Genomic DNA, 21890 nt, shown 5'->3' on the forward strand with positions numbered 1-21890 from the left:
CCGGCCACCTTCGCTGGAAGGTGACCGGCCGTCGACGTACTCTAAGCAGGCGGTGGGGACTCCTAGATGTTGAAGCCGAGGGCCCGCATCTGGTCCTTGCCGTCGTCCGTGATCCGCTCGGGACCCCATGGCGGCATCCATACCCAGTTGAGGCGCCAGTCGTCCACGATGCCGTCGAGGGACTGGCCGACCTGCTCTTCGAGGACATCCGTCAGCGGGCAGGCCGCCGTCGTCAACGTCATGTCGATGAGCAGCGCTCCGTCGTCTTCCGAGTACTTCAGACCGTAGAGCAGCCCAAGGTCCACCACGTTGACACCGAGTTCCGGGTCAATGACATCCTTGAGCGCCTCCTCGACGTCCTCGAGGCTGGTGCGAGCCGCGTTGATTTCGGTCATGGCGGGAGTCCTAACTAGGCCTGTGCTGCTGCGGCAGCAGCGATGGTGGCTGCGCCGGCGCCCGTGGCGTAACGGTCGTAGCCTTCTTCTTCGAGACGGTCGGCCAATTCCGGGCCGCCCTCTTCGACAACCTGGCCATCAACAAACACGTGGACGAAGTCCGGCTTGATGTAGCGCAGGATGCGGGTGTAGTGGGTGATGAGCAAGGTACCCATGTTGCCCGTGGCGTGGGCGCGGTTGACGCCCTCGGAGACGACCTTGAGCGCGTCGACGTCCAGGCCGGAGTCGGTCTCGTCAAGCACGGCGAACTTCGGCTTGAAGAGTTCGAGCTGGAGGATCTCCACGCGCTTCTTCTCGCCGCCGGAGAAGCCCTCGTTGACGTTGCGCTGTACGAAGTCGGCGTCGATACGCAGCTGCTGCATGGCCGCCTTGACGTCCTTGGTCCAGGTGCGGAGGGCCGGAGCTTCGCCGTCGATTGCGGTCTTGGCGGTGCGCAGGAAGTTGGTCATGGTGACGCCCGGAACCTCTACGGGGTACTGCATGGCCAGGAAGACGCCCGCACGGGCGCGCTGGTCAACGCTCATGGCCAAGACGTCTTCACCGTCGAGCGTGATGGTGCCCCTCGTGACGTTGTAGCGCGGGTGGCCGGCAATGGTGGACGCCAGGGTGGACTTGCCCGAACCGTTGGGGCCCATGATTGCGTGGGTCTCGCCGGTCTTGATGGTCAGGCTGACGCCCTTCAGGATCTCCTTGGTGCCCTGCTCCGTCTCGATGCTGACGTGCAGGTCCTTGATCTCAAGAGTAGACATGCTCTTCTTTCTTTCGTAAGTCTTTAGGCACTTGGCGCTCAGTAGTTCTGTACTGAGGCGCCATTCACAACGTTGGTCACGTCCACGTAGACGTCGTCGCCGTCGAGGGTGACGGCGAAGACGGGGACGGGGTCATAGGCAGGGAGCTGCAAGGGCTGTCCGGTGCGGAGATCGAACTGGGAGCCGTGGCCCCAGCATTCGATCGCGCAGCCTTCGATTTCACCCTCGGCGAGCGAAATGTCCGCATGCGAGCAGGTGTCGCCGATGGCGTGGATCTGTCCCATCGAGTCCTTGACGATGGCTACCGGGTAGTCATCGATCAGGATGCGCAGCGCCTGCTTGACCTGGATCTCGTTGGCGTTGCATACCAGTTCGCCTTGTGGCTGTTCGCTCATAGTCTGTTTTCCCTGCTTGGCTTGAATTAGTTGTCGCTCGCGGCGAGCTCGCGCTCAACAGCTTCGGTCAGGCGCTCTTCGAGTTCCGGTACCTTGATCTGCTGGATGATCTCGTTGAGGAAACCACGGACCACCAAACGGCGGGCCACGTCTTCAGGGATGCCGCGTGCCATGAGGTAGAACAAGTGTTCGTCATCGAAGCGGCCGGTGGCGCTGGCGTGGCCGGCACCCTCGATCAGGCCGGTTTCGATTTCCAGGTTCGGCACGGAGTCCGCGCGTGCACCGTCCGTGAGGACCAGGTTGCGGTTGGCCTCGTAAGAGTCGGTGCCTTCTGCTTCCTTGCGGATCAGGACGTCGCCCACCCACACGGTGTGTGCGTTGCGGCCCTGCAGGGCACCCTTGTACAGCACGCGGGACTTGCAGTTGGCCACGGCGTGGTCAACAAACAGGCGCTGCTCGAGGTGCTGGCCGGCGTCGGCGAAGTACAAGCCGAACATCTCGGCTTCCGCGCCCGGTCCGGTGAAGCGCGTGGACGGAGTCATGCGCACGACGTCGCCGCCGAGGCTGACCACGATGTGCTTGAACTTGGCGTCACGGCCCAGCTTGGCTTGCTGCGAAGAGGCGTGAACGGCGTCGTCGTTCCACTCCTGGAGCGAGATGACCGTCAGGTCGGCACCGTCTTCGACGAGGATTTCGACGTTCTCCGAAACGATCGCACTGCCCTGGTGGTCCAGGACAATCCGGGACTTGGAGAAGCGGCCTGCCACGATAACGATGTGCTGGGCGGAAGCTTCAGTGGAGGTGCCGGTCAGCAGGACGGACACTTCGCCGTCGAGCTGGAGCTCGGCGGGCACCGTGATGACGGTGGCCTCGGTGAAGTTCTCCCAGGCATTGGCGGACACGCGGTCCTCCGGGATGGCCGCGGAGCCGATGCGGACGTCGTCCCGCCCCACGGTCTCGACGACGACGCCCTCCGGGGCGGTAACGGCGACGGACGGTGCCGAACCGGAGAGGACCTCGTTGTGAAGGCCGCGAAGCCGCTTGAGCGGGGTGAACCGCCAGTCTTCTTCCAACCCGGTGAGGGGCTTGAAGTCAGCCAGCTTGTACGAGGTGAGTCGACCTGCGCGCGAACTGTCCGGAATTCCAACGCCGCCGCCGTGGGAGTGGCTCTTGGCCGATGCGCCCGCAAGCGGTCCGGCCGAAGGCGCCTGTCCCGACGTCTTTTCCGAGGTGGAAGACGTGTTGGTGCCGGTGTTGACCGGTGAGAGGTTCTCGCCCTCTTCGGTGAATCCGTCGATAAACGGTTTGGCCGATGGCGCGCCGATGCGCGCCTTTTCAGTAGTGATTTCAGTCATTGCTAACCGACGGATCCTTCCATCTGCAGTTCAATCAGGCGGTTGAGTTCAAGGGCGTATTCCATAGGCAACTCACGGGCAATCGGCTCGATAAAGCCGCGCACGATCATGGCCATGGCCTCGTCCTCGGGCATACCGCGAGACATCAGATAGAAGAGCTGCTCCTCACTGACTCGGGAAACGGTGGCCTCGTGACCCATCACCACGTCATCCTCGCGGATGTCGATGTAGGGATAGGTGTCGGAACGGGAAATGGTGTCTACCAACAAAGCATCGCAACGCACGGTGTTGGCGGAGTGCTTGGCGCCTTCGCGGATCTGGACCAGGCCGCGGTAGGCTGCACGACCGCCGCCGCGGGCCACGGACTTGGAAATGATCGAGCTCTTGGTGTTTGGCGCGATGTGGACCATCTTCGAGCCGGTGTCCTGGTGCTGGCCTTCGCCGGCGAAGGCGATGGACAAGGTCTCACCCTTGGCGTGCTCGCCGACGAGGTAGACAGCCGGGTACTTCATGGTCACCTTGGAGCCGATGTTGCCATCGATCCATTCCATGGTGGCGCCTTCTTCGCAGATGGCGCGCTTGGTAACCAGGTTGTACACGTTGGTGGACCAGTTCTGGATGGTCGTGTAACGGACGCGGGCGCCCTTCTTCACGATGATTTCCACCACTGCGGAGTGCAGGGAGTCCGAAGTGTAGATCGGAGCGGTGCAGCCTTCGATGTAGTGGACGTAGGAGTCCTCGTCCGCGATGATCAGGGTGCGCTCGAACTGGCCCATGTTCTCGGTGTTGATGCGGAAGTAGGCCTGCAGCGGGATGTCAACGTGGACGCCCTTGGGGACGTACACGAAGGAACCGCCGGACCACACGGCCGTGTTCAGCGACGCGAACTTGTTGTCGCCCACCGGAATGATGGTGCCGAAGTACTCCTGGAAGATCTCCGGGTGCTCGCGGAGCGCGGTGTCGGTGTCCAGGAAGATAACGCCCTGGGCTTCCAGGTCCTCGCGGATCTGGTGGTACACAACCTCGGACTCGTACTGCGCGGCCACACCGGACACGAGGCGGCTGCGCTCGGCTTCCGGGATACCCAGCTTCTCGTAGGTGTTGCGGATGTCCTCGGGGAGGTCTTCCCACGTGGCAGCCTGCTTCTCCGTGGACCGAACGAAGTACTTGATGTTGTCGAAGTCAATGCCGGAGAGGTCTGCACCCCAGGTAGGCATGGGCTTGCGGTCGAAGTACTTCAAGCCCTTCAGGCGGAGGTCCAGCATCCATTGCGGCTCGCTCTTCTTGGCCGAAATGTCGCGGACTACCTCTTCGTTGAGACCACGGCGTGCGTTCGCGCCGACGTCGTTCTTGTCAGCCCATCCGTACTCGTAGGTGCCAATACCGTGCAGCTCGGGATTCTTCTCCAGAATCTCCGAGATCACAGCACCGTCAGCTAGCGCTTTCTCTGCTGTTCCTTCAGCTAATTGACCCGTCATCACGGCCTTTCTTACTGATTGTTTGATTCGACTTGTTTGATTCGACATGGGGCGCGGCCTGCAGCTTCGGAAACCCGAGGGCCTCCTTGGCGGCTGGCCTGCCTGTAGGAATGTGGGTGGTGCAGACATGCCCGCCCTGCGCGAGGGTGGAGAGCCTGCGGACATCGACGCCGACCAAACGGGAAAAAAGTTCGGTCTCAGTGTCGCAAAAAACGGGAAATTCCGCGGCGAGCTGTTGGATGGGGCAATGGCCCTGGCACAGCTGGACGCTTGAGAGGGAAGCGGGCAAAGGCGCCTTGGTCTCGATCGACGCAGCCGATGCGACGTATCCGTCCCTGCTCAGGGCCTTGGACAGCGCCACAGCGCGGGCTGCGATATCGGAGCCAGCCAGGTCGACTTCGGGTGCGTAGCGCTGTTCCATCTCGGCGAAGCGCTCCACCGCATAGTCCCTCACAGCTTCTTCGCCTGCGAGGTCCCGGAGCCTCCGCAACGCGGAACTGGCAATGTTCAGGTAGTCGTCCCCGAGCTTCGACTGCCCTTGGGAGCTCAGCACATAGCGACGGGCCGGCCGGCCTGCACCGGCACCCGCCTTCGCGACGCGTTTTACCTCGATGACCCCCGCACGCTGAAGGTGATCCAGGTGGCGGCGGACAGCTGCAGGGGTGAAGCCGAGCATGTCGCCAAGTTCAGCGGCGCTAACAGGGCCGTGCTCCAACACGGCGTTGAGAACACGGTCCCGGGTACGGTCTTCCGCGTCAGCCACGCCAACGGCCGTGCCACCGGGCACAGGCATGACCGCGCTGTGCCTTGCGAGCGGCCTTGCGGGCACGGAAACAGAACTCCTCATGGAATACACAACACAATCATGTCGTAATTTAGTCCGCGCATCCAGTAAGGCAAGGCTGGCCTGCGGGACCTTGCCCGCCGCACCCCTACTACTTCACGTAGAATACTCTGGTGCGATCCCCCGAATCCCCTGTCCTCACCATCGATGGACTCATCAAGGACGTTGGCCCGCTGGCTTCCCTTGACGGCAAGATGCTCCGGGTAGTCAGCGGATTGTCGATGTTCGCAGAACGCGGCCAGATCACCGCCTTGCTGGGTGCCAACGGTGCGGGAAAGACAACAACCCTCGAGTGCGCGCAAGGACTTCAAAAGCGTACGGGCGGCCGCATCGAACTCCTCGGCGAAGACCCTGACACGGCGGGTGCGAACCTTCGTTCACGCGTCGGCGTGATGCTGCAGGACGGCGGCCTCCCGCCGTCGGCCCGTCCCATCCCCTTGCTTCGGCACATTGCCGGCATGTACCAAAACCCGCTTCCCTTGGACGGACTCGTAGAGCGGCTGGGCATCGACACGTTCAGCCGCACCGGCGTCCGGCGCTTGTCCGGCGGCCAAAAGCAACGGCTCTCGCTTGCGGCTGCCCTGATCGGCAACCCCGAGGTCCTTTTCCTGGACGAGCCGAGCGCGGGACTCGATCCCCAGTCCCGCCAAATCGTCTTTGAGCTCATCGCCGAACTGCGGGACGCCGGCATGGGTATCATCCTCACCACGCACCTCATGGATGATGCCCAGAGGCTCGCGGACTACGTTTACATCATCGACGCCGGTCACAACGTCGCAGAGGGCACCGTCGCCGACTTGTTGAGCCACGGCCACGAGGCCATGGACGGGGTGACCGAACGCACCTTGTTCTTTGATGCCCCGGCCGGCCTCGACATTGCCGCGGCCATCGGCGACGAACTCACCATCACCGAAAGCCGGGCAGGCAGCTACGCAATCGCAGGCACACTGACGCCGCAGCATCTGGCGAAGCTCACGGCCTGGTGGGCCGAGAAGGGCATCATGCCGGCGTCCCTCCGCTTGGAGGCGCGCAGCTTGGAAGACGTTTTCCTGGACATTTCCGGAAGGGACATCCGATGACCAGCGCAACCCCCGCCGTCAGCACACCCCACGCCGGGCCCGCGCCGTTGATGCGCAGGATCCTGCTACAGGGCCGCTACGAAACCTTGACCATGATCCGGAACGGTGAGCAGCTGATCCTCGCGGTGATCATGCCCTTGCTGGCTTTGGTGGGACTCACCGTCACACCGCTGCTCGATGGCTTGGGCGCCAGTCGCGTGGACATCGCGACGCCGGGCGTTCTCGCCCTGTGTGCCATGTCCACGGCATTCACCGGCCAGGGTATCGCCACGGGCTTCGATCGCCGCTACGGCGTGCTCCGCTTCCTCTCGACCACTCCCCTGGGCCGGACCGGCCTCATTGCAGGCAAGATCATCGCCGTCTTGGCCGTCCTGGTTCTCCAGGTCCTGGTGATCGGTGCCGTCGCCGCGTTGCTGGGCTGGCATCCGCGCCCCGAAGGCTGGCTTCCCGGCCTGGGGCTTTTGGTTCTCGGTGCTGCCGCTTTCACCGCGCTCGGGCTCCTGGTTGCCGGCACCGTGCGGCCGGAGGCAACCCTCGCCATCACCAACCTGCTCTGGATCCTGCTGGGCGCCCTCGGCGGAATCGTGGTTCCTGCCGAGCGCTTGCCGGACCTGGCACAGAACATCGTGCACTTCCTTCCCTCCGGAGCCCTGGGGCAGTCGCTCAGGGACGCCTTCCTCCACGGCAGCGTGTCGCTGCCCTACGTCCTTGTGCTGCTCCTGTGGACGATCGTCCCTGGCGCGGCCGCCGTCCGCTGGTTCAAATGGAACTGAGCGTCCCGTTGTGGAACCGAACCGTCAGCGTGAATTGAGTACCGAGAATTGAGAAAACTGTGAGCACGGCTTCCCGCCTCCCGAAGTCCATCCAGCAGTTGACCGCCAAGCTCCCCACGGAAGTCAACAGCACCATCCGCAGGCTGGCGATGTTGTCCCTGATCGGCCAGGTGGTCCTGGTGGTCACCGGCGGCGCGGTCCGGCTGACATCCTCAGGGCTCGGCTGCCCGACATGGCCACGCTGCACCAGCGGTTCCCTGGTGAACACGCCGGAGATGGGCATCCACGGCTTCATCGAATTCGGCAACCGGATGCTGACGTTCGCCTTGGCGGCTGTCGCCGTCCTGATGCTGGTGTATTTGTGGAACCTCCGCAAGGAACGCCGCGACCTATTCCTCCTGGCTGTGGGCCTGCTCGCCAGCATTCCGGCACAAGCCATCATCGGCGGCATCACCGTGCTGTCCAATCTGAACCCCTGGGTTGTCGGACTGCACTTCCTGGTTTCCATGGCCCTGGTCGTCTTCTCCACGCTCCTGGTCAACCGCGCCTATGGCCGGACCGGCCGCTTCATGAAACGGTCGTTGGCAACGATTCCGGGCGCCATGAGCCCTGTCATGACCGCCGTCGCGCTTTTCTCGGCGATTGCGGTGTGCCTCGGCGTCGTGGTGACTGGCGCCGGACCCCACGCCGGGGACGCCAACGCGCCGCGGAACGATCTCGACTGGGATCTCTTCTCGCACATCCACGCGGTACCGGCGTACCTCATCACGGCGGGAGCCGTCTTCGCCGTCTACTTCGTCCTGCGCAAGGGAATCAGCGGCGCGTTCCGCACCGCGGCGCTGCTGCTGCTCGGCGTGACGGTCCTGCAGGCCGTCATTGGCTTTGCCCAGTACTACAACGGGATCCCCGCCCTCCTTGTAGGCGCCCACATGTTGGGTGCCGCCCTGCTCATGAGTGCTGCCACGAACGCGGCGGATGTGGCACGGTTCAGCCCGAAGCTCTAGCCCCTGGCGGCTGATGGCCTCTGCGCAAGCCAAAGGAAAGACCCTCCCTCACGTCATGCGACGTGAGGGAGGGTCTTCTGTTTTACCGCTATAAATGAGCGGGCGTTTTGGAAAAAGGCGGTATAGGTGAGCGCGCGTTTGGGAAAAAGGCGGTATAGGTGAGCGAGCGTCCTGCGGTGACGCGGGCGTCAGCCGCCGATGATCGGGGATCCGATGAACGGGTCCACCGCGAGGGCAATGAAGAGAAGCGTCAGGTAGCTGATGGAACCATGGAAGACCTTCATGGCTCCCTTGTTCGAGACGTCGCCGCCTTGCGCCCGGTTGTAGAGGGCGTGGGATTCATAGAGGAACCAAGCGCCCGCGAGGACTGCGGCGATGGCGTACACCCAGCCCGCGCGGCCCACCGGCACCAAAAGCAGTGAGCAAACCACCATGGCCCAGGCGTACAAAACCACCTGGACGGAAACCACCTTGGCACCGGCGATGGCGCCCAGCATGGGGACGTTGGCGTTGCGGTAGTCCTCGCCGTACCGCATGGACAACGGCCAGTAGTGCGGAGGAGTCCACAGGAAGATCACCATGAAAAGCACGACGGCGGGCCACTCGACAGTGTTCGTCACGGCCGCCCAGGCGATCAGCACCGGGAAGCAGCCGGCCGCACCGCCCCATACGATGTTCTGTGCCGTACGGCGCTTGAGGATCATCGTGTAGATGACAACGTAGAAAACAATCGCACCAAGGCCGAGCCACGCCGACAGCGGGTTGGCCCCGAACCACAGGATGGCGATGGAGGCAGCTCCCAGGATCCACGCGAAGACGAGTGCTTCGCGGGGGGTGACTTCGCCCGTCACGAGGGGCCGCTTTTCGGTGCGGTGCATCAACTTGTCGATGTCGCGGTCGATGTAGCAGTTGAAGACCCCTGCGCTGCCGGCGGCGAACGCGCCGCCCACCAACGTGGCCAGAATCAAGCCGATGGAGGGGAAGCCCCGTTGCGCGAAGATCATGGTGGGCAGGGTGCTGACGAGCAGCAATTCGATCACGCGGGGTTTGGTCAGTGCCAGATACGCCTTGAACTTACGGGACATTCCGCGCTTCCCCACAGCCGGGGAAGCGTTGAGGGGCGTATCTGTTGTGCTCACGTTGGCAGTCACTCTGTTCTTTGCTGGTGTTGTCAAGGCAGGTTTCCCGCGATGGCGGCACCCCGGTTCGGCCTCCAGATATCATACCGTGGCCTGTCCGACGCCACGGCACCGGCGAACTTTCCTTTGTTTCCGAAAGTTCACCGGCACTTTGCCGCCGCCGTGATTCATAAAACGGAATATGCGTCCATTTTTTGAGATTCCCACCATTCGGGGCGGCGAACCGGGCTAAGCTGTCTGCAGATCAGCTCACGCAGGTTTCCGAGAAAGCGTATTCTCAGATTTGCATGTCTGGATGATAGATCAACGTTTCAATGGTGAACGGCTGGTAGGAACTTCGCAGCGGGCGCCATCCTGTGCCCGAGGCTTGCCATGTGCCGTCACCAGCCGTCAGCACAGAGAGGGGCTCGGTTTACGTGCCACATTTGGAAGAGCAAGAACTGACTTGGACAAGCCTGGACCAGCGCGCAGTGGACACCGTCCGCGTTTTGGCCGCTGACGCCGTCGAGAAGGTCGGCAACGGTCACCCCGGTACGGCCATGAGCCTTGCACCGGCCGCCTACCTGCTGTTCCAGAAGCTGATGCGCCACGACCCGAAGCACCCGGACTGGATCGGCCGTGACCGGTTCATCCTGTCCCCCGGACACACATCGCTGACCCTGTACATCCAGCTGTTCCTTTCCGGCTACGGCCTGGAGCTGAAGGACCTCGAGGCCCTGCGCACCTGGGGATCGCTGACCCCAGGCCACCCGGAATACAAGCACACCGCCGGCGTCGAGATCACCACCGGCCCTCTGGGCCAGGGCCTGGCCTCCTCGGTGGGCTTCGCCTACTCGCAGCGCCGCCAACGCGGCCTGTTCGACGCCGATGCTCCCGCCGGCGAGAGCCCGTTCGACCACACCATCTGGGTCATTGCCTCCGACGGCGACCTCCAGGAAGGCGTCACCTCGGAAGCTTCTTCCCTGGCCGGGCACCAGGAACTGGGCAACCTTGTGGTGATCTACGACGAGAACCACATCTCCATCGAAGACGACACCGACGTGGCCTTCACCGAAGACGTCCTCAAGCGCTACGAGGCCTACGGCTGGCACACCCAGCGCGTGGACTGGACCCGCCCCAGCGAAAGCAACCCGACCGGCGAATACGTCGAAGACGTCCAGGAGCTCTACGGCGCCCTGCTCGCCGCGAAGGCCGAGACCTCCAAGCCGTCCATCATCTCGCTGCGCACGATCATCGGCTACCCGGCACCCAAGAAGCAGAACACCGGCAAGATCCACGGTTCCGCCCTCGGTGCCGAAGAAGTCGCAGCACTGAAGGAAGTCCTGGGCTTCGACCCCGAGCGTTCCTTCCAGGTTGACGAGGACGTCCTGGCACATGCCCGTGCCGTCGTCGAACGCGGCGCAGCCGAGCGGAGCGAATGGCAGGCATCCTTCGAGGCGTGGCAGACCGCCAACCCCGAGGGCGCGGCACTGCTTGAGCGCATCGAGGCCAAGAAGCTTCCCGTCGAGCTCGACGCCGCGCTGCCGGTGTTCGAAGCAGGCAAGGAAGTTTCCACCCGCGCCGCTTCCGGCAAGGTCCTGAACGCGATCGGCCCGGTCCTTCCGGAACTGTGGGGCGGTTCCGCCGACCTCGCCGAGTCCAACAACACCACCATCGAGGGTTCGCCGTCGTTCATCCCGACCTCGCGCTCCACCGGCGCATGGAAGGGCAACCCGTACGGCAGGGTGCTGCACTTCGGTATCCGCGAGCACGCGGCCGCGTCGATCGTGAACGGCATCTCGCTGCACGGCCGGACCCGGGCGTTCTCCGGCACGTTCCTGATCTTCAGCGACTACCAGCGTCCCGCGATCCGCCTCGGCGCGCTCATGGGTGTTCCGTCGCTGTACGTCTGGACCCACGACTCCATCGGCCTGGGCGAAGACGGCCCCACCCACCAGCCGGTGGAACAGCTGTCGACCCTCCGCGCCATCCCGGGCCTGGACGTTGTCCGTCCCGGCGACGCCAACGAGGTTGCCGCAGCTTGGAAGACCATGCTGGAGAACCACGAGAACCCGGCAGGCATCGTGCTGACCCGCCAGAACATCCCGACCTACGCACGCGGCGAAGGCCTTGCCGAGGGTGACACCTTCGGCTCCACCGCCGGCGTCGCAAAGGGCGGCTACGTCCTGGCAGAGGCTTCGAAGGACGGCGCGACGGTTCCGGCCGACGTCATCCTGATCGGCACCGGTTCCGAGGTCCAGCTCGCAGTGAACGCCCGCGAAGCGCTCCAGGCCGAAGGCATCGCCACCCGCGTCGTCTCCATGCCGTGCGTCGAGTGGTTCAACAAGCAGGACTCCGCCTACCGCGAGTCCGTGCTCCCCGCCGCCGTCAAGGCCCGCGTCTCGGTCGAAGCCGGCCTGGCACTGGGCTGGAAGGAATTCGTCGGCGACGCCGGACGCTCCATCAGCCTCGAGCACTTCGGTGCCTCGGCAGACTACAAGCGCCTCTTCAAGGAGTTCGGCATCACGGCAGAAGCAGTCGCCGCCGCCGCCAAGGACTCCCTCGCGGGTCTCGGTAGCTGAAAACGCGACCGAGACGAATCCGACAGCAACGAACAGATTTCCAAGGAGATTAAAGAAATGACTACGACTCCCACCCAGCAGCTTTCCGACGCCGGCGTGTCCATCTGGCTTGACGATCTTTCCCGGGAACGCCTCGCCAGCGGCACCCTCCAGAAGCTCATCGACGAGAAGAACGTGGTTGGTGTCACCACCAACCCGTCGATCTTCCACGCCGCCATCACCGCCGGCAGCGACTACGACGCCGTGATTGCCGAAGAGGCCGCCAAGGGCTCGTCGGTCGAAGAGACAGTCTTCGAGATCACCACCACCGACGTCGCCGACGCCTGCGACCTCTTCGCTCCGGTCGCGGCAGCGAGCAAGGGCGTCGACGGCCGTGTCTCCATCGAGGTGGATCCCCGCCTGGCGTGGGACACCGAAGGCACCATCGCCGAGGCCAAGCACCTGTACAAGAAGGTCAACAAGGACAACGTCCACATCAAGATCCCCGCAACCCTTGAAGGCCTCGCCGCCATCACGGCAACCCTGGCCGAGGGCATCAGCGTCAACGTGACCCTGATCTTCTCCCTGGAGCGCTACCGCGCGGTCATCAACGCTTTCCAGTCCGGCCTTGAGCTGGCCAAGGAAAACGGCCACGACCTCTCCAAGATCCACTCGGTGGCGTCCTTCTTCGTGTCCCGCGTGGACTCCGAGATCGACAAGCGCCTCAATGCCCTCGGCACCGATGAAGCGAAAGCCCTCAAGGGCAAGGCAGGCGTTGCCAACGCCCGCCTTGCGTACCAGGTCTACGAAGAGCTGTTTTCCACCGAGCGCTGGGCAGTCCTGGCCGGGGCCGGCGCGCTCCCCCAGCGCCCGCTCTGGGCTTCCACCGGCGTCAAGGACCCGGCCTACCCGGACACCCTGTACGTGACCGAACTGGTCGCCGCGGGCGTCGTCAACACCATGCCGGAAAAGACCCTCGACGCCACGTTCGACCACGGCGTGGTCACGGGTGACACCGTCTCCGGCACGTACGAGGAAGCGAACAACGTCCTCAACGCACTGGAGGGCCTGGGCATCTCCTACAACGACGTCGTCGCAATCCTCGAATCCGAGGGCCTGGACAAGTTCGTCGCCAGCTGGAAGGAACTTCTGGCCGACGTCGAAGGTGCCCTCGCCTCTGCACGGAAGGCTTCCTAACCCACATGAGCACTCTCAGCTACGACGCCAGCGGTGCTGCGCAGCAGGCCATCGAGCAGCACATCCCGGCACTTGTCGAAGACCGGATTGCCACGAGGATTTTCGCCAAGGACCACACTTTGTGGGGTCCGGATGCCGAATCCGAATCCGCCATCCGGCTCGGATGGGTGGAAGCGGCAACCGTTTCCCAACCCTTGGTCGAAGGGATCCTGGAACTCCGGGATGCCCTCCGGGCCGAAGGCGTCTCCCGCATTGTCCTGTGTGGCATGGGCGGCTCTTCGCTTGCCCCCGAGGTCATTGCCGGCACCGCTGGCGTCGAGCTGACCGTGTTGGACAGCACAGACCCCGAACAGGTCGGTGCTGCCCTCGCGGACCGCCTGGCCGAGACCGCCATCGTGGTCTCTTCCAAGTCAGGCTCCACCGTGGAAACCGACTCCCAGCGACGGGTATTCGAGCAGGCCTTCACCGAGGCCGGCATCGATGCCAAGAGCCGCATCGTCATCGTGACCGATCCCGGGTCCCCGCTGGACAAGGCCTCCCGTGAAGCCGGCTACCGTGCCGTCTTCAACGCGGATCCGAACGTCGGCGGTCGCTTTTCGGCCCTGACGGCATTCGGTTTGGTCCCCAGTGGCCTCGCCGGAGTCGACATCCAGGCGTTCCTGGATGAGGCCGAGGAAGCAGCGGAAATCCTCAACGAGGACTCCCCCGAAAACATCGGGCTCCGGCTCGGTGCCGCGCTGGGCGGAACCACCCCTCTGCGCAACAAGATCGTCATCGTCGAAGACGGTTCCGGCATTGTCGGCTTTGCCGATTGGGCCGAACAGCTCATCGCCGAGTCCACCGGCAAGCTCGGCACGGGTGTTCTGCCGGTTGTGGCAGGTCCTTCCGCTCCGGAGGTCAGCGGCGGCGCGGACGACGTCCTGGTGATCCGCCTCGTCGGTGCGGAGTCCGACGTCGAACTCGGCGAAAACGAAGCCGCCATCGCCGGTGGCCTGGCCACCCAGATGTTCGTCTGGGAATTCGCCACCTCGGTGGCAGGTCGCCTGCTTGGCATCAACCCCTTTGACCAGCCCGACGTCGAGGCAGCCAAGATTGCCGCGCGCGGCCTGCTGGACGCCCGTCCCGAGCCGACGCCGGCGAACTTCGTCGACGGCGCGATCGAGGTCCGCGGGGGTGCGTGGCTCGGCGACGCGGCAACGGCCGTCGATGCCGTCAAGGGGCTCCTCGGTGAACTCGGCACGGACGGCTACCTGAGCGTCCAGGCATATTTCGACCGGATCGCGTTCGCTCAACTGGAAGGCATCCGCGACGAACTCGCCGGAGTCAGCGGCCGGCCGGTCACTTTCGGGTGGGGCCCGCGCTTCCTGCACTCCACCGGACAATTCCACAAGGGCGGACCGGCCATCGGCTCGTTCCTGCAGGTGACGGCTTCCGCGACCGGCGACATCGCCATCCCGGAACGCCCGTTCACTTTCGGTCAACTGATTGCAGCCCAGGCGGCCGGCGACGCGCAGGTTCTCGAGAACCACGGCCGTCCGGTCCTGCGGCTGCACCTCACGGATCGTGGAGCCGGCGTTGCTCAGCTCCAGGAAATCGTCGCCGCATTGGCCGGCCAGGCCAGCGCGCTCGAAAGCTAAGGCACAAACCCAAACATGCCAGAAACACAAATCGGTTACAGGTCCACGGGAAAGGCAAGCCACCGCAATCCCCTCCGGGATCCCCGGGACCGGCGCCTGAACCGCATCGCAGGGCCTTCGTCATTGGTGTTCTTCGGAGTCACCGGTGACCTTGCCCGCAAGAAACTCATGCCGGCGGTCTACGACCTCGCCAACCGCGGGCTGTTGCCGCCGAGCTTCGCGCTCGTCGGCTTCGGTCGGCGGGACTGGAGCAACGAGGACTTCGCGGACGAGGTCAAGGAGAACGTCAAGGCGCACTCCCGCACTCCGTTCGACGACGCCGTCTGGAACCAGCTCTCCGAGGGCATCCGCTTCGTCCAGGGCGAGTTCGACGACGACCAGGCGTTCAAGCGCCTCGGCGCCACCCTTGATGAATTGGACGAGACCCGCGGCACGCGCGGCAATCACGGTTTCTACCTGTCAATTCCACCCAAGGCCTTCGAGCAGGTCTGCCAACAGCTCTCCAAGCACGGGCTGGCGCAGGCCGGGGACGGCCAGTGGCGTCGGGTGGTCATCGAGAAGCCATTCGGCCACGACCTGGAGTCCGCGCGCAAGCTCAACGACATCGTGGAGTCCGTCTTCCCGCCGGACGCGGTCTTCCGAATCGACCACTACCTGGGCAAGGAGACGGTCCAGAACATCCTGGCCCTGCGTTTCGCCAACCAGTTGTTCGAGCCCCTGTGGAATGCCAACTACGTCGACCACGTCCAGATCACCATGGCCGAGGACATCGGCACCGGTGGCCGGGCGGGATATTACGACGGCGTCGGGGCGGCACGCGATGTTATTCAGAACCACCTTCTGCAGCTGCTGGCATTGACGGCAATGGAGGAGCCCATCTCCTTCAACGCCGATGACCTGCGTGCCGAAAAGGAAAAGGTCCTGGCCGCGGTCAGGCTCCCCGAGGACCTGTCCACCCACTCTGCCCGTGGTCAGTTCACCGGCGGCTGGCAAGGCGGCGAACTGGTCCAGGGCTACCTTGAGGAAGACGGCATTCCCGCCGATTCCAAGACGGAAACCTTTGCGGCCATCCGCCTGGACATCAACACGCGGCGCTGGGCCGGCGCGCCGTTCTACCTCCGGGCAGGCAAACGGCTGGGCCGGCGCGTCACGGAGATCGCGGTGGTGTTCAAGCGGGCACCCAACCTGCTCTTCCGCGGCCACGGCGAGGACGACTTCGGCCAGAACGCCGTCGTCATCCGCGTCCAACCCGACGAGGGCGCCACCATCCGCTTCGGCTCCAAGGTTCCGGGGACGCAGATGGAAGTCCGGGACGTCACCATGGACTTCGGCTACGGACACTCGTTCACCGAGTCCAGCCCCGAGGCGTACGAACGCCTCATCCTGGACGTGCTGCTGGGCGAGCCGCCGCTCTTCCCGCGGCACCAGGAAGTCGAGGAGTCCTGGAAGATCCTGGACCCCTTCGAGCAATACTGGGCCGGACTGGACGAACAGCCCGAACCTTACGCTCCCGGCAGCTGGGGGCCGGCCTCGGCCGATGAGCTGCTTGCCCGCGACGGACGAACCTGGAGAAGGCCATGATCGTAGATCTTCCCGACACAACCACCTCCAAGATCTCCAAGAAGATCACCTCCCTGCGCGAGCAGGGAGGTGTGATCGCCCTTGGACGCGTCCTGACCCTCGTGGTCGTCACGAAGTCGGGTCTCGAGGAAGAAGCCATCGAGGCAGCCAACGAGGCCAGCCGCGAACACCCCTGCCGCATCATCGTGCTCGCGGACGCCGGTAGCGAAGCGCCCAACCGCCTCGACGCCCAGATCCGGGTGGGCGGGGACGCCGGAGCTTCAGAGGTCATTGTCCTGCGCGGCTACGGCGAGCTCGCCAAGGAAAGCGAATCCCTCGTCGCGGCATTGCTCCTGCCCGACGCGCCGATCGTGGCCTGGTGGCCGCACGGCGCACCCGAGAACGCGTGCGAGACCTCCATCGGGCGCATCGCGCACCGCCGCATCACGGACTCCGCCAACGAGGCCGACCCCACAGCGGCACTCGCCCGGATCCGGAAGACGTACCGGGCAGGCGACACCGACCTCGCCTGGACCCGGCTGACCAACTGGCGCCTCCAGCTCGCAGCGGCGCTGGACCAGGTAGACGATTCCCCCGTCACGGCCATCGCTGTCGAGGGTGCTTCTGACTCACCCAGTACCCTGCTGCTGGCCGCCTGGCTCACGCTGTTCCTTGAGGCTCCGGTCCAGATCGTCGCCGACCCGGCGGGAACAGGCATCCGCCGGGTGCGGCTGAGCCGCGCAACCGGCGACGTCCAGCTGGTCCGTCCCGGCCTCACCATTGCGGAACTGACCCAGCCGGGACAGCCCGCCCAGCGGATTTCGCTGCCGCGCCGCAGCCTGCGGGACTGCCTCGCCGAAGAACTGCGCCGCCTTGATCCGGACGATGTCTTCGGAGAAGTGATTACTATGGGACTGCCCCGAACCAATAGCAAGGAGTGACCGTCCCAGTGAGCGCTGACCCAAGAGTAAGCATCCATCCCGACTCCGCCGTCCTTATGGCCGCGATCGCAGCACGGCTCATCACCAAGCTGGTGGACGTCCAGGACAAGCACGGCGAAGCCACTGTGGTCCTCACCGGCGGAACCGTGGGAATCGGCACCCTGAAAGCGGTGGCCGACTCGCCCGCTGCGCCCGCAGTTGACTGGTCCCGGGTGAACTTCTGGTGGGGTGACGAGCGCTTCGTCGGCAAGGACAGCAGGGACCGCAACACCGTCCAAGCGCATGAGGCGTTGCTCTCCAGCCTGCCGGTGGACCCGGCCCGCGTGCACGAACCGGGTTCATCGGATGAGTTCGCCACTGCGGACGAGGCCGCTGCGGACTACGCGGCCCGGCTCAAGGCTGCCGCCGAAGCCGAGCACGCCGCGGACACTTCGGACAACCGTCCCGAGGAGGCCGGCGAGTTGCCCCGTTTCGACATCCTGCTGCTAGGTGTCGGTCCGGATGCACACATTGCCTCGCTCTTCCCTGAGCAGGCGGGTATCCGGGTGAACGACCGTATGGTCGTAGGGGTCGAGAACTCCCCCAAGCCGCCGCCGTCGAGGATTTCGCTGACCTTGCCCGCCATCAACTCCGCCCAGGAAATCTGGATGGTTGTGGCAGGCGAGGACAAGGCCGGAGCCGTGGGACTGGCCCTTGCCGGGGCCAACCCGGTCCAGGTTCCCGCCTCAGGTCCCAGTGGCCGCTCGAGGACCCTGTGGCTCATCGATGAGAATGCAGCCTCACGTGTCCCCCAACAGCTCGTCCGCAAGGACCCCGCGGGCGCGTAGCCGCTTGAGCGCTCCGGCCAGGACAATCTCCGCGTCCTGGCTGGAGCGTCTTTCTTTAACGTAATCCAGGTGGCTCTTGAAGACTTCGTCGTCCGCACGTTCCATGGTGGCTTCGCCCTGTTCGCGGACGGCAACCAGGCCACATTTCGGGCAGTCCCATCGGCTCGGGATTTGATCTTCGGGGAGCTTAACGAAAACAAGCCGCGTTTCATGTCCGTTGGCGCACCAATAGGGAACACGAATACGCGGCAAGCTTTCGCCGACTACCGAGTCGGGTTGGTTCCTTGGGGCCGATCCGGCTGTTACGCCGGCCCGTGTGCCCCGGAATCCAGAAGTACCATGAACCATCGTCGATCCCCTTGAGAGTTCGGCTGCATGGCGGTGAAGGCCATGCAGCCCAGTCTAATGAGAGGACACCTCGAGTGCGAGGATCCGACGGCGGCAGTGCTAGGAGTCTCCGCCCGTGGTGAAACGCATGATGAGGCCAAGCCCGATGATCACGACGCCCCAAGTGCAGCCCAAGACGATGGTGAAGCGGTTGAGGTTTCGCTCTGCAACACCTGAAGAACTCAATCCTGAGCTCATGCCACCGCCAAACATATCGGACAACCCGCCGCCACGCCCCTTGTGGAGGAGGATGAGCAGCGTCAGCAGAAGACTGGTAATGCCCAGCAGGATCTGCAGAATGACTTGAAGAACGTCCACGACGGCCTTTCAGAAGAACGGAAAACGGGAGCGGAACCTAAAACGGACTAAGCCGCGCTGAGGTGGCTCTCGAACCTGACAATGTTAGCAAACTCGGCGGGGTCCAGGCTCGCGCCACCCACCAGCAGACCGTCGACGTCGCTTTCGGCCATGATCGCTGCCGCGTTGCTGGCCTTGACCGAACCGCCGTAGAGGAGGCGGGTCTTGGCGGCCACGGCATCGTCGAACAAGGATGCGAGCTCCGAACGGATCGCGGCGCACATCTCCTGTGCGTCTTCGGGACCGGCGACTTCGCCCGTCCCGATGGCCCAGACAGGCTCGTACGCGACAACCAGATCGCCTGCCTGCTCTGCGGAGAGGCCGTCGACGCCGGCGCGCAACTGGGCCAGCGTGTGCTCCACGTGGGTACCGGCCTGGCGGATCTCAAGGCCCTCGCCGACACACAGGACCGGCGTGACGTCGTGGCGGAAGGCTGCTTTGACCTTCGCGTTGAGGACCTGGTCGTCCTCGTTGTGGATGGTGCGGCGTTCGCTGTGGCCCACCAGGACGTAGACGCAACCGAGCTTGTTGAGGAACTGGCCGGAGATATCGCCGGTGTAGGCTCCGGAGTCGAACTGCGAAAGGTCTTGTCCGCCGTAGACGACGTCCAGTTCGTCGCCCTGGACGAGGGTCTGCACACCGCGGAGGTCGGTGAAGGGCGGGAAGACCGAAACCTCTACCCGGCTGTAGTCGTGCTTGGCGTCGGAGAGGGTCCATGCCAGCTTCTGCAGCAAGGTGATGCCCTGGACGTGGTCCATGTTCATCTTCCAGTTGCCGGCAATGAAGGGCTTGCGGATGAAGTTTCCGTTGGCAGAAGTTGTCACGTGTGCTCCAAAGATGCGTTGAGATAGGGAAGCCGGCGGGACGCTTCCCTTCCAGGAAGGGCGCCCCGCCGGCTTTGTAGCCTTAGCGGTCCAGAACGCTCAGGCCGGGAAGATCCTTGCCTTCAAGGTATTCCAGGCTGGCGCCGCCGCCGGTGGAAATGTGTCCGAACTGGGAGTCCTCAAAGCCGAGGGTCCGGACCGCTGCGGCGGAGTCGCCGCCGCCCACCACGGTGAATGCCGGCGTCTCGGTCAAAGCCTGGGCAATGGCACGGGTGCCGCCCGAGAAGGCTTTGAATTCAAAGACGCCCATGGGGCCGTTCCAGAACACGGTCTTGGCGGCCTTGATCTGCTCGGCGAAAGCCGCTGCTGATACCGGTCCGATGTCCAGGCCAATGCCTGAGGCGCCGAACGAGCTGTCCTCGATCGCGTCCGCGGCGACCACTTCGTGCTCGGCGTCAGCGGCGAAGCGGCTTGCGACCACCACGTCGGTGGGGATGACAAAGGCGGTACCGGCGTCGGAAGCCCGCTTGAGGTAGTCCTGGACCACGGGGATCTGGTCAGCTTCAAGCAAGCTGCCCGCGACCTTGTGACCAACCGCTGCGAGGAAGGTGAAGAGCATTCCGCCACCGACGAGGATGGTGTCAGCCTTGCCCAGGAGGTTGTCGATCACCGCGAGCTTGTCCGAAACCTTTGAGCCGCCGAGGACGACGACGTACGGGCGCTGGGTATCCGTGGTGAGTTTGCGAAGAACCTCCACTTCGGTGTGCACGAGATCACCCTGGTAGGAGGGAAGTTTCGTGGCGACGTCGTACACGCTGGCGTGCTTGCGGTGGACGGCACCGAAGGCGTCATCCACGAAGGCACCGTTCTCACCGGTCAGCGCCACGAGTTCATCGGCGAAGGCGCCGCGCTCGGCGTCGTCCTTGCTGGTTTCGCGGGCGTCGAAGCGGACGTTCTCCAGGACGAGGACGTCCCCGTCGTCCAGGGACCCGGCCAACTCCTTGGCGGACTCACCAACAGTGTCTTCCGCGAGCTGGACCTTGAATGGCGCGAGCTCCGCAAGCCGTGCAACAGCCGGCTTGAGCGAATACTTGGCCTCGGGAGAGCCCTTGGGGCGTCCCAGGTGGGCCGTGACGAGCACGCGGGCACCGGCGTCCGAGAGCTTTTCGATGACCGGGAGGGAGGCCTTGATGCGGCCGTCGTCGGTCACCGTAGAGCCGTCGAGCGGCACATTCAGGTCACTTCTGACAAGAATGTACCGCCCGCGGACACCTTCAGCGATCAGTTCGTTGAGGGTGTGAGATGTCATGTGTCTACCCTAGCCCAGCTTGGATGCGACGAGCTCCGTGAGGTCAACGAGGCGGTTGGAGTAGCCCCATTCGTTGTCATACCAGGAAACAACCTTGACCTGGTTGCCGATGACCTTGGTGAGGCCGGAGTCGAAGATCGAAGACGAGGGGTCGCCGACGATGTCCGAAGAGACGATCGGATCTGCCGTGTAGCTGAGGATGCCCTTGAACTGCTCGGTCTCCGAAGCAGCCTTGAGAGCCGCGTTGACTTCCTCAACGGTCACTTCGCGGGAAACCGTGACGGTCAGGTCCGTGGCGGAACCGGTCGGGACCGGGACGCGGATGGCGTAGCCGTCAAGCTTGCCCTTGAGCTCCGGAAGGACCAGGCCGATCGCCTTGGCAGCACCGGTGGAGGTGGGAACCATGTTGATCGCTGCGGCGCGGGCACGGCGGAGGTCGCTGTGGGGGCCGTCCTGCAGGTTCTGGTCTGCCGTGTAGGCGTGGATCGTGGTCATGAGGCCGCGCTCGATGCCGAAGGCATCGTTGACGACCTTGGCCAGCGGGCCGAGGCAGTTGGTGGTGCAGGAAGCGTTGGAAATGATGTGGTGTGCTGCGGGGTCGTAGAGCTTGTGGTTGACGCCCATGACGATGGTGATGTCTTCGTCCGAAGCAGGAGCCGAGATCAGGACCTTCTTGGCACCCGCATCGATGTGCTTCTGTGCTGCGGCAGCCTTGGTGAAGAAGCCGGTGGACTCGATGACGATGTCGACGCCCAGCTCGGCCCAGGGGAGGTTCGCAGGATCGCGCTCTGCAAGGACCTTGATGATGCTGCCGTCCACAATGAGGTTGCCCTCTTTGACTTCAACAGTCTGGGTCAGGCGACCGCCGACAGAGTCGTACTTCAAAAGGTGGGCAAGTGCCTCGGGACTCGTGAGGTCGTTGACCGCAACAATTTCGAGGTCTGCACCCTGGGCGAGTGCTGCGCGGAAGTAGTTGCGGCCGATGCGGCCAAAGCCGTTGATACCAATACGGGTGGTCACTATTTCAGTCTCCTTGGTGC

General features: G+C 64.2%; 21 protein-coding genes. 9 read left to right on the plus strand and 12 right to left on the minus strand.

Annotation, left to right across the window (positions count from 1 at the left end; all coding sequences use genetic code 11):
* Positions 1-62 precede the first annotated feature (62 nt).
* From AB4074_RS09100 to AB4074_RS09125, 6 genes are read right to left on the minus strand one after another with little or no spacing between them, the layout of a single operon-like run.
* A complete protein-coding gene (locus tag AB4074_RS09100) occupies positions 63-395 on the minus strand; it encodes a metal-sulfur cluster assembly factor (RefSeq protein WP_234749426.1) in 333 nt (110 codons plus the stop codon).
* Positions 396-409: 14 nt separating this feature from the next.
* Entirely contained in the window at positions 410-1204 is a 795-nt protein-coding gene (gene sufC, locus AB4074_RS09105) for a Fe-S cluster assembly ATPase SufC (protein WP_441413099.1), read from the minus strand.
* Positions 1205-1242: 38 nt separating this feature from the next.
* Positions 1243-1599: a non-heme iron oxygenase ferredoxin subunit gene (locus AB4074_RS09110; RefSeq protein ID WP_184735328.1), complete on the minus strand. Its 357-nt coding sequence runs from the start codon at positions 1597-1599 to the stop codon at positions 1243-1245.
* A 26-nt stretch (positions 1600-1625) separates the two neighbouring features.
* Positions 1626-2954, minus strand: coding sequence for a Fe-S cluster assembly protein SufD (gene sufD, locus AB4074_RS09115; protein ID WP_441413100.1), 1329 nt, complete (start codon positions 2952-2954; stop codon positions 1626-1628).
* 2 nt (positions 2955-2956) lie between these two features.
* On the minus strand, positions 2957-4432 hold the full coding sequence (sufB, locus tag AB4074_RS09120; RefSeq protein WP_441413101.1) for a Fe-S cluster assembly protein SufB: 1476 nt from the start codon (positions 4430-4432) through the stop codon (positions 2957-2959).
* The gene (locus AB4074_RS09125) at positions 4413-5288 is read right to left on the minus strand and encodes a helix-turn-helix transcriptional regulator (protein WP_441413102.1); all 876 of its coding nucleotides are present in this window, start codon (positions 5286-5288) and stop codon (positions 4413-4415) included. The genes sufB and AB4074_RS09125 overlap by 20 nt, the downstream gene beginning before the upstream one ends.
* A 101-nt stretch (positions 5289-5389) precedes the next feature.
* Here AB4074_RS09125 and AB4074_RS09130 point away from each other — a divergent pair, with 101 nt between their 5' ends.
* The 3 genes from AB4074_RS09130 to AB4074_RS09140 are packed head-to-tail and all read left to right on the plus strand — an operon-like array spanning position 5390 to position 8132.
* Positions 5390-6355: an ABC transporter ATP-binding protein gene (locus AB4074_RS09130; protein WP_441413103.1), complete on the plus strand. Its 966-nt coding sequence runs from the start codon at positions 5390-5392 to the stop codon at positions 6353-6355.
* On the plus strand, positions 6352-7128 hold the full coding sequence (locus AB4074_RS09135; RefSeq protein WP_441413104.1) for an ABC transporter permease: 777 nt from the start codon (positions 6352-6354) through the stop codon (positions 7126-7128). Before AB4074_RS09130 ends, AB4074_RS09135 begins: the two co-directional genes overlap by 4 nt.
* A gap of 59 nt (positions 7129-7187) precedes the next feature.
* A complete protein-coding gene (locus AB4074_RS09140; protein ID WP_441413105.1) occupies positions 7188-8132 on the plus strand; it encodes a COX15/CtaA family protein in 945 nt (314 codons plus the stop codon).
* 188 nt (positions 8133-8320) lie between these two features.
* Here the strand turns inward: AB4074_RS09140 and AB4074_RS09145 are convergent, their stop codons facing one another.
* A complete protein-coding gene (locus AB4074_RS09145) occupies positions 8321-9283 on the minus strand; it encodes a heme o synthase (protein WP_441413106.1) in 963 nt (320 codons plus the stop codon).
* Positions 9284-9696: 413 nt separating this feature from the next.
* On the opposite strand from AB4074_RS09145, the gene tkt reads away from it, so the two are divergent.
* From tkt to pgl, 6 genes are read left to right on the plus strand one after another with little or no spacing between them, the layout of a single operon-like run.
* The gene (gene tkt, locus AB4074_RS09150) at positions 9697-11832 is read left to right on the plus strand and encodes a transketolase (protein ID WP_441413180.1); all 2136 of its coding nucleotides are present in this window, start codon (positions 9697-9699) and stop codon (positions 11830-11832) included.
* 57 nt (positions 11833-11889) lie between these two features.
* Complete coding sequence (gene tal / locus AB4074_RS09155; RefSeq protein WP_441413107.1) at positions 11890-13008, plus strand: transaldolase; 1119 nt, start codon at positions 11890-11892, stop codon at positions 13006-13008.
* A gap of 5 nt (positions 13009-13013) precedes the next feature.
* Positions 13014-14645 (plus strand): glucose-6-phosphate isomerase, encoded by a 1632-nt coding sequence (locus AB4074_RS09160; RefSeq protein ID WP_441413108.1) that lies wholly within the window; start codon positions 13014-13016, stop codon positions 14643-14645.
* Between the two features lie 15 nt (positions 14646-14660).
* Positions 14661-16226, plus strand: coding sequence for a glucose-6-phosphate dehydrogenase (zwf, locus tag AB4074_RS09165; RefSeq protein ID WP_441413109.1), 1566 nt, complete (start codon positions 14661-14663; stop codon positions 16224-16226).
* Complete coding sequence (locus AB4074_RS09170; RefSeq protein ID WP_441413110.1) at positions 16223-17146, plus strand: glucose-6-phosphate dehydrogenase assembly protein OpcA; 924 nt, start codon at positions 16223-16225, stop codon at positions 17144-17146. Before zwf ends, AB4074_RS09170 begins: the two co-directional genes overlap by 4 nt.
* A gap of 8 nt (positions 17147-17154) precedes the next feature.
* Positions 17155-17973 carry a 6-phosphogluconolactonase gene (gene pgl, locus AB4074_RS09175; protein ID WP_441413111.1) on the plus strand — a complete coding sequence of 273 codons (819 nt, stop codon included), beginning with the start codon at positions 17155-17157 and terminating at the stop codon, positions 17971-17973.
* On the opposite strand, the gene AB4074_RS09180 is transcribed toward pgl, so the two are convergent.
* From AB4074_RS09180 to gap, 5 genes are all read right to left on the minus strand, one after another.
* Entirely contained in the window at positions 17926-18321 is a 396-nt protein-coding gene (locus AB4074_RS09180; RefSeq protein ID WP_441413112.1) for an RNA polymerase-binding protein RbpA, read from the minus strand. The two genes, pgl and AB4074_RS09180, sit on opposite strands and share 48 nt — an antisense overlap.
* A gap of 99 nt (positions 18322-18420) precedes the next feature.
* A complete protein-coding gene (gene secG / locus AB4074_RS09185; RefSeq protein ID WP_234749463.1) occupies positions 18421-18678 on the minus strand; it encodes a preprotein translocase subunit SecG in 258 nt (85 codons plus the stop codon).
* Between the two features lie 47 nt (positions 18679-18725).
* Positions 18726-19541, minus strand: a complete 816-nt coding sequence (gene tpiA / locus AB4074_RS09190) for a triose-phosphate isomerase (protein WP_441413113.1) — start codon at positions 19539-19541, stop codon at positions 18726-18728.
* Between the two features lie 82 nt (positions 19542-19623).
* A complete protein-coding gene (locus AB4074_RS09195) occupies positions 19624-20850 on the minus strand; it encodes a phosphoglycerate kinase (protein ID WP_441413114.1) in 1227 nt (408 codons plus the stop codon).
* A gap of 9 nt (positions 20851-20859) precedes the next feature.
* Positions 20860-21870: a type I glyceraldehyde-3-phosphate dehydrogenase gene (gene gap / locus AB4074_RS09200; protein WP_441413115.1), complete on the minus strand. Its 1011-nt coding sequence runs from the start codon at positions 21868-21870 to the stop codon at positions 20860-20862.
* Between the last annotated feature and the right edge of the window lie 20 nt (positions 21871-21890).

Origin of the sequence: Arthrobacter sp. 2MCAF14, from assembly GCF_052115645.1 — a bacterium.
Classification (GTDB): Bacteria; Actinomycetota; Actinomycetes; order Actinomycetales; family Micrococcaceae; genus Arthrobacter.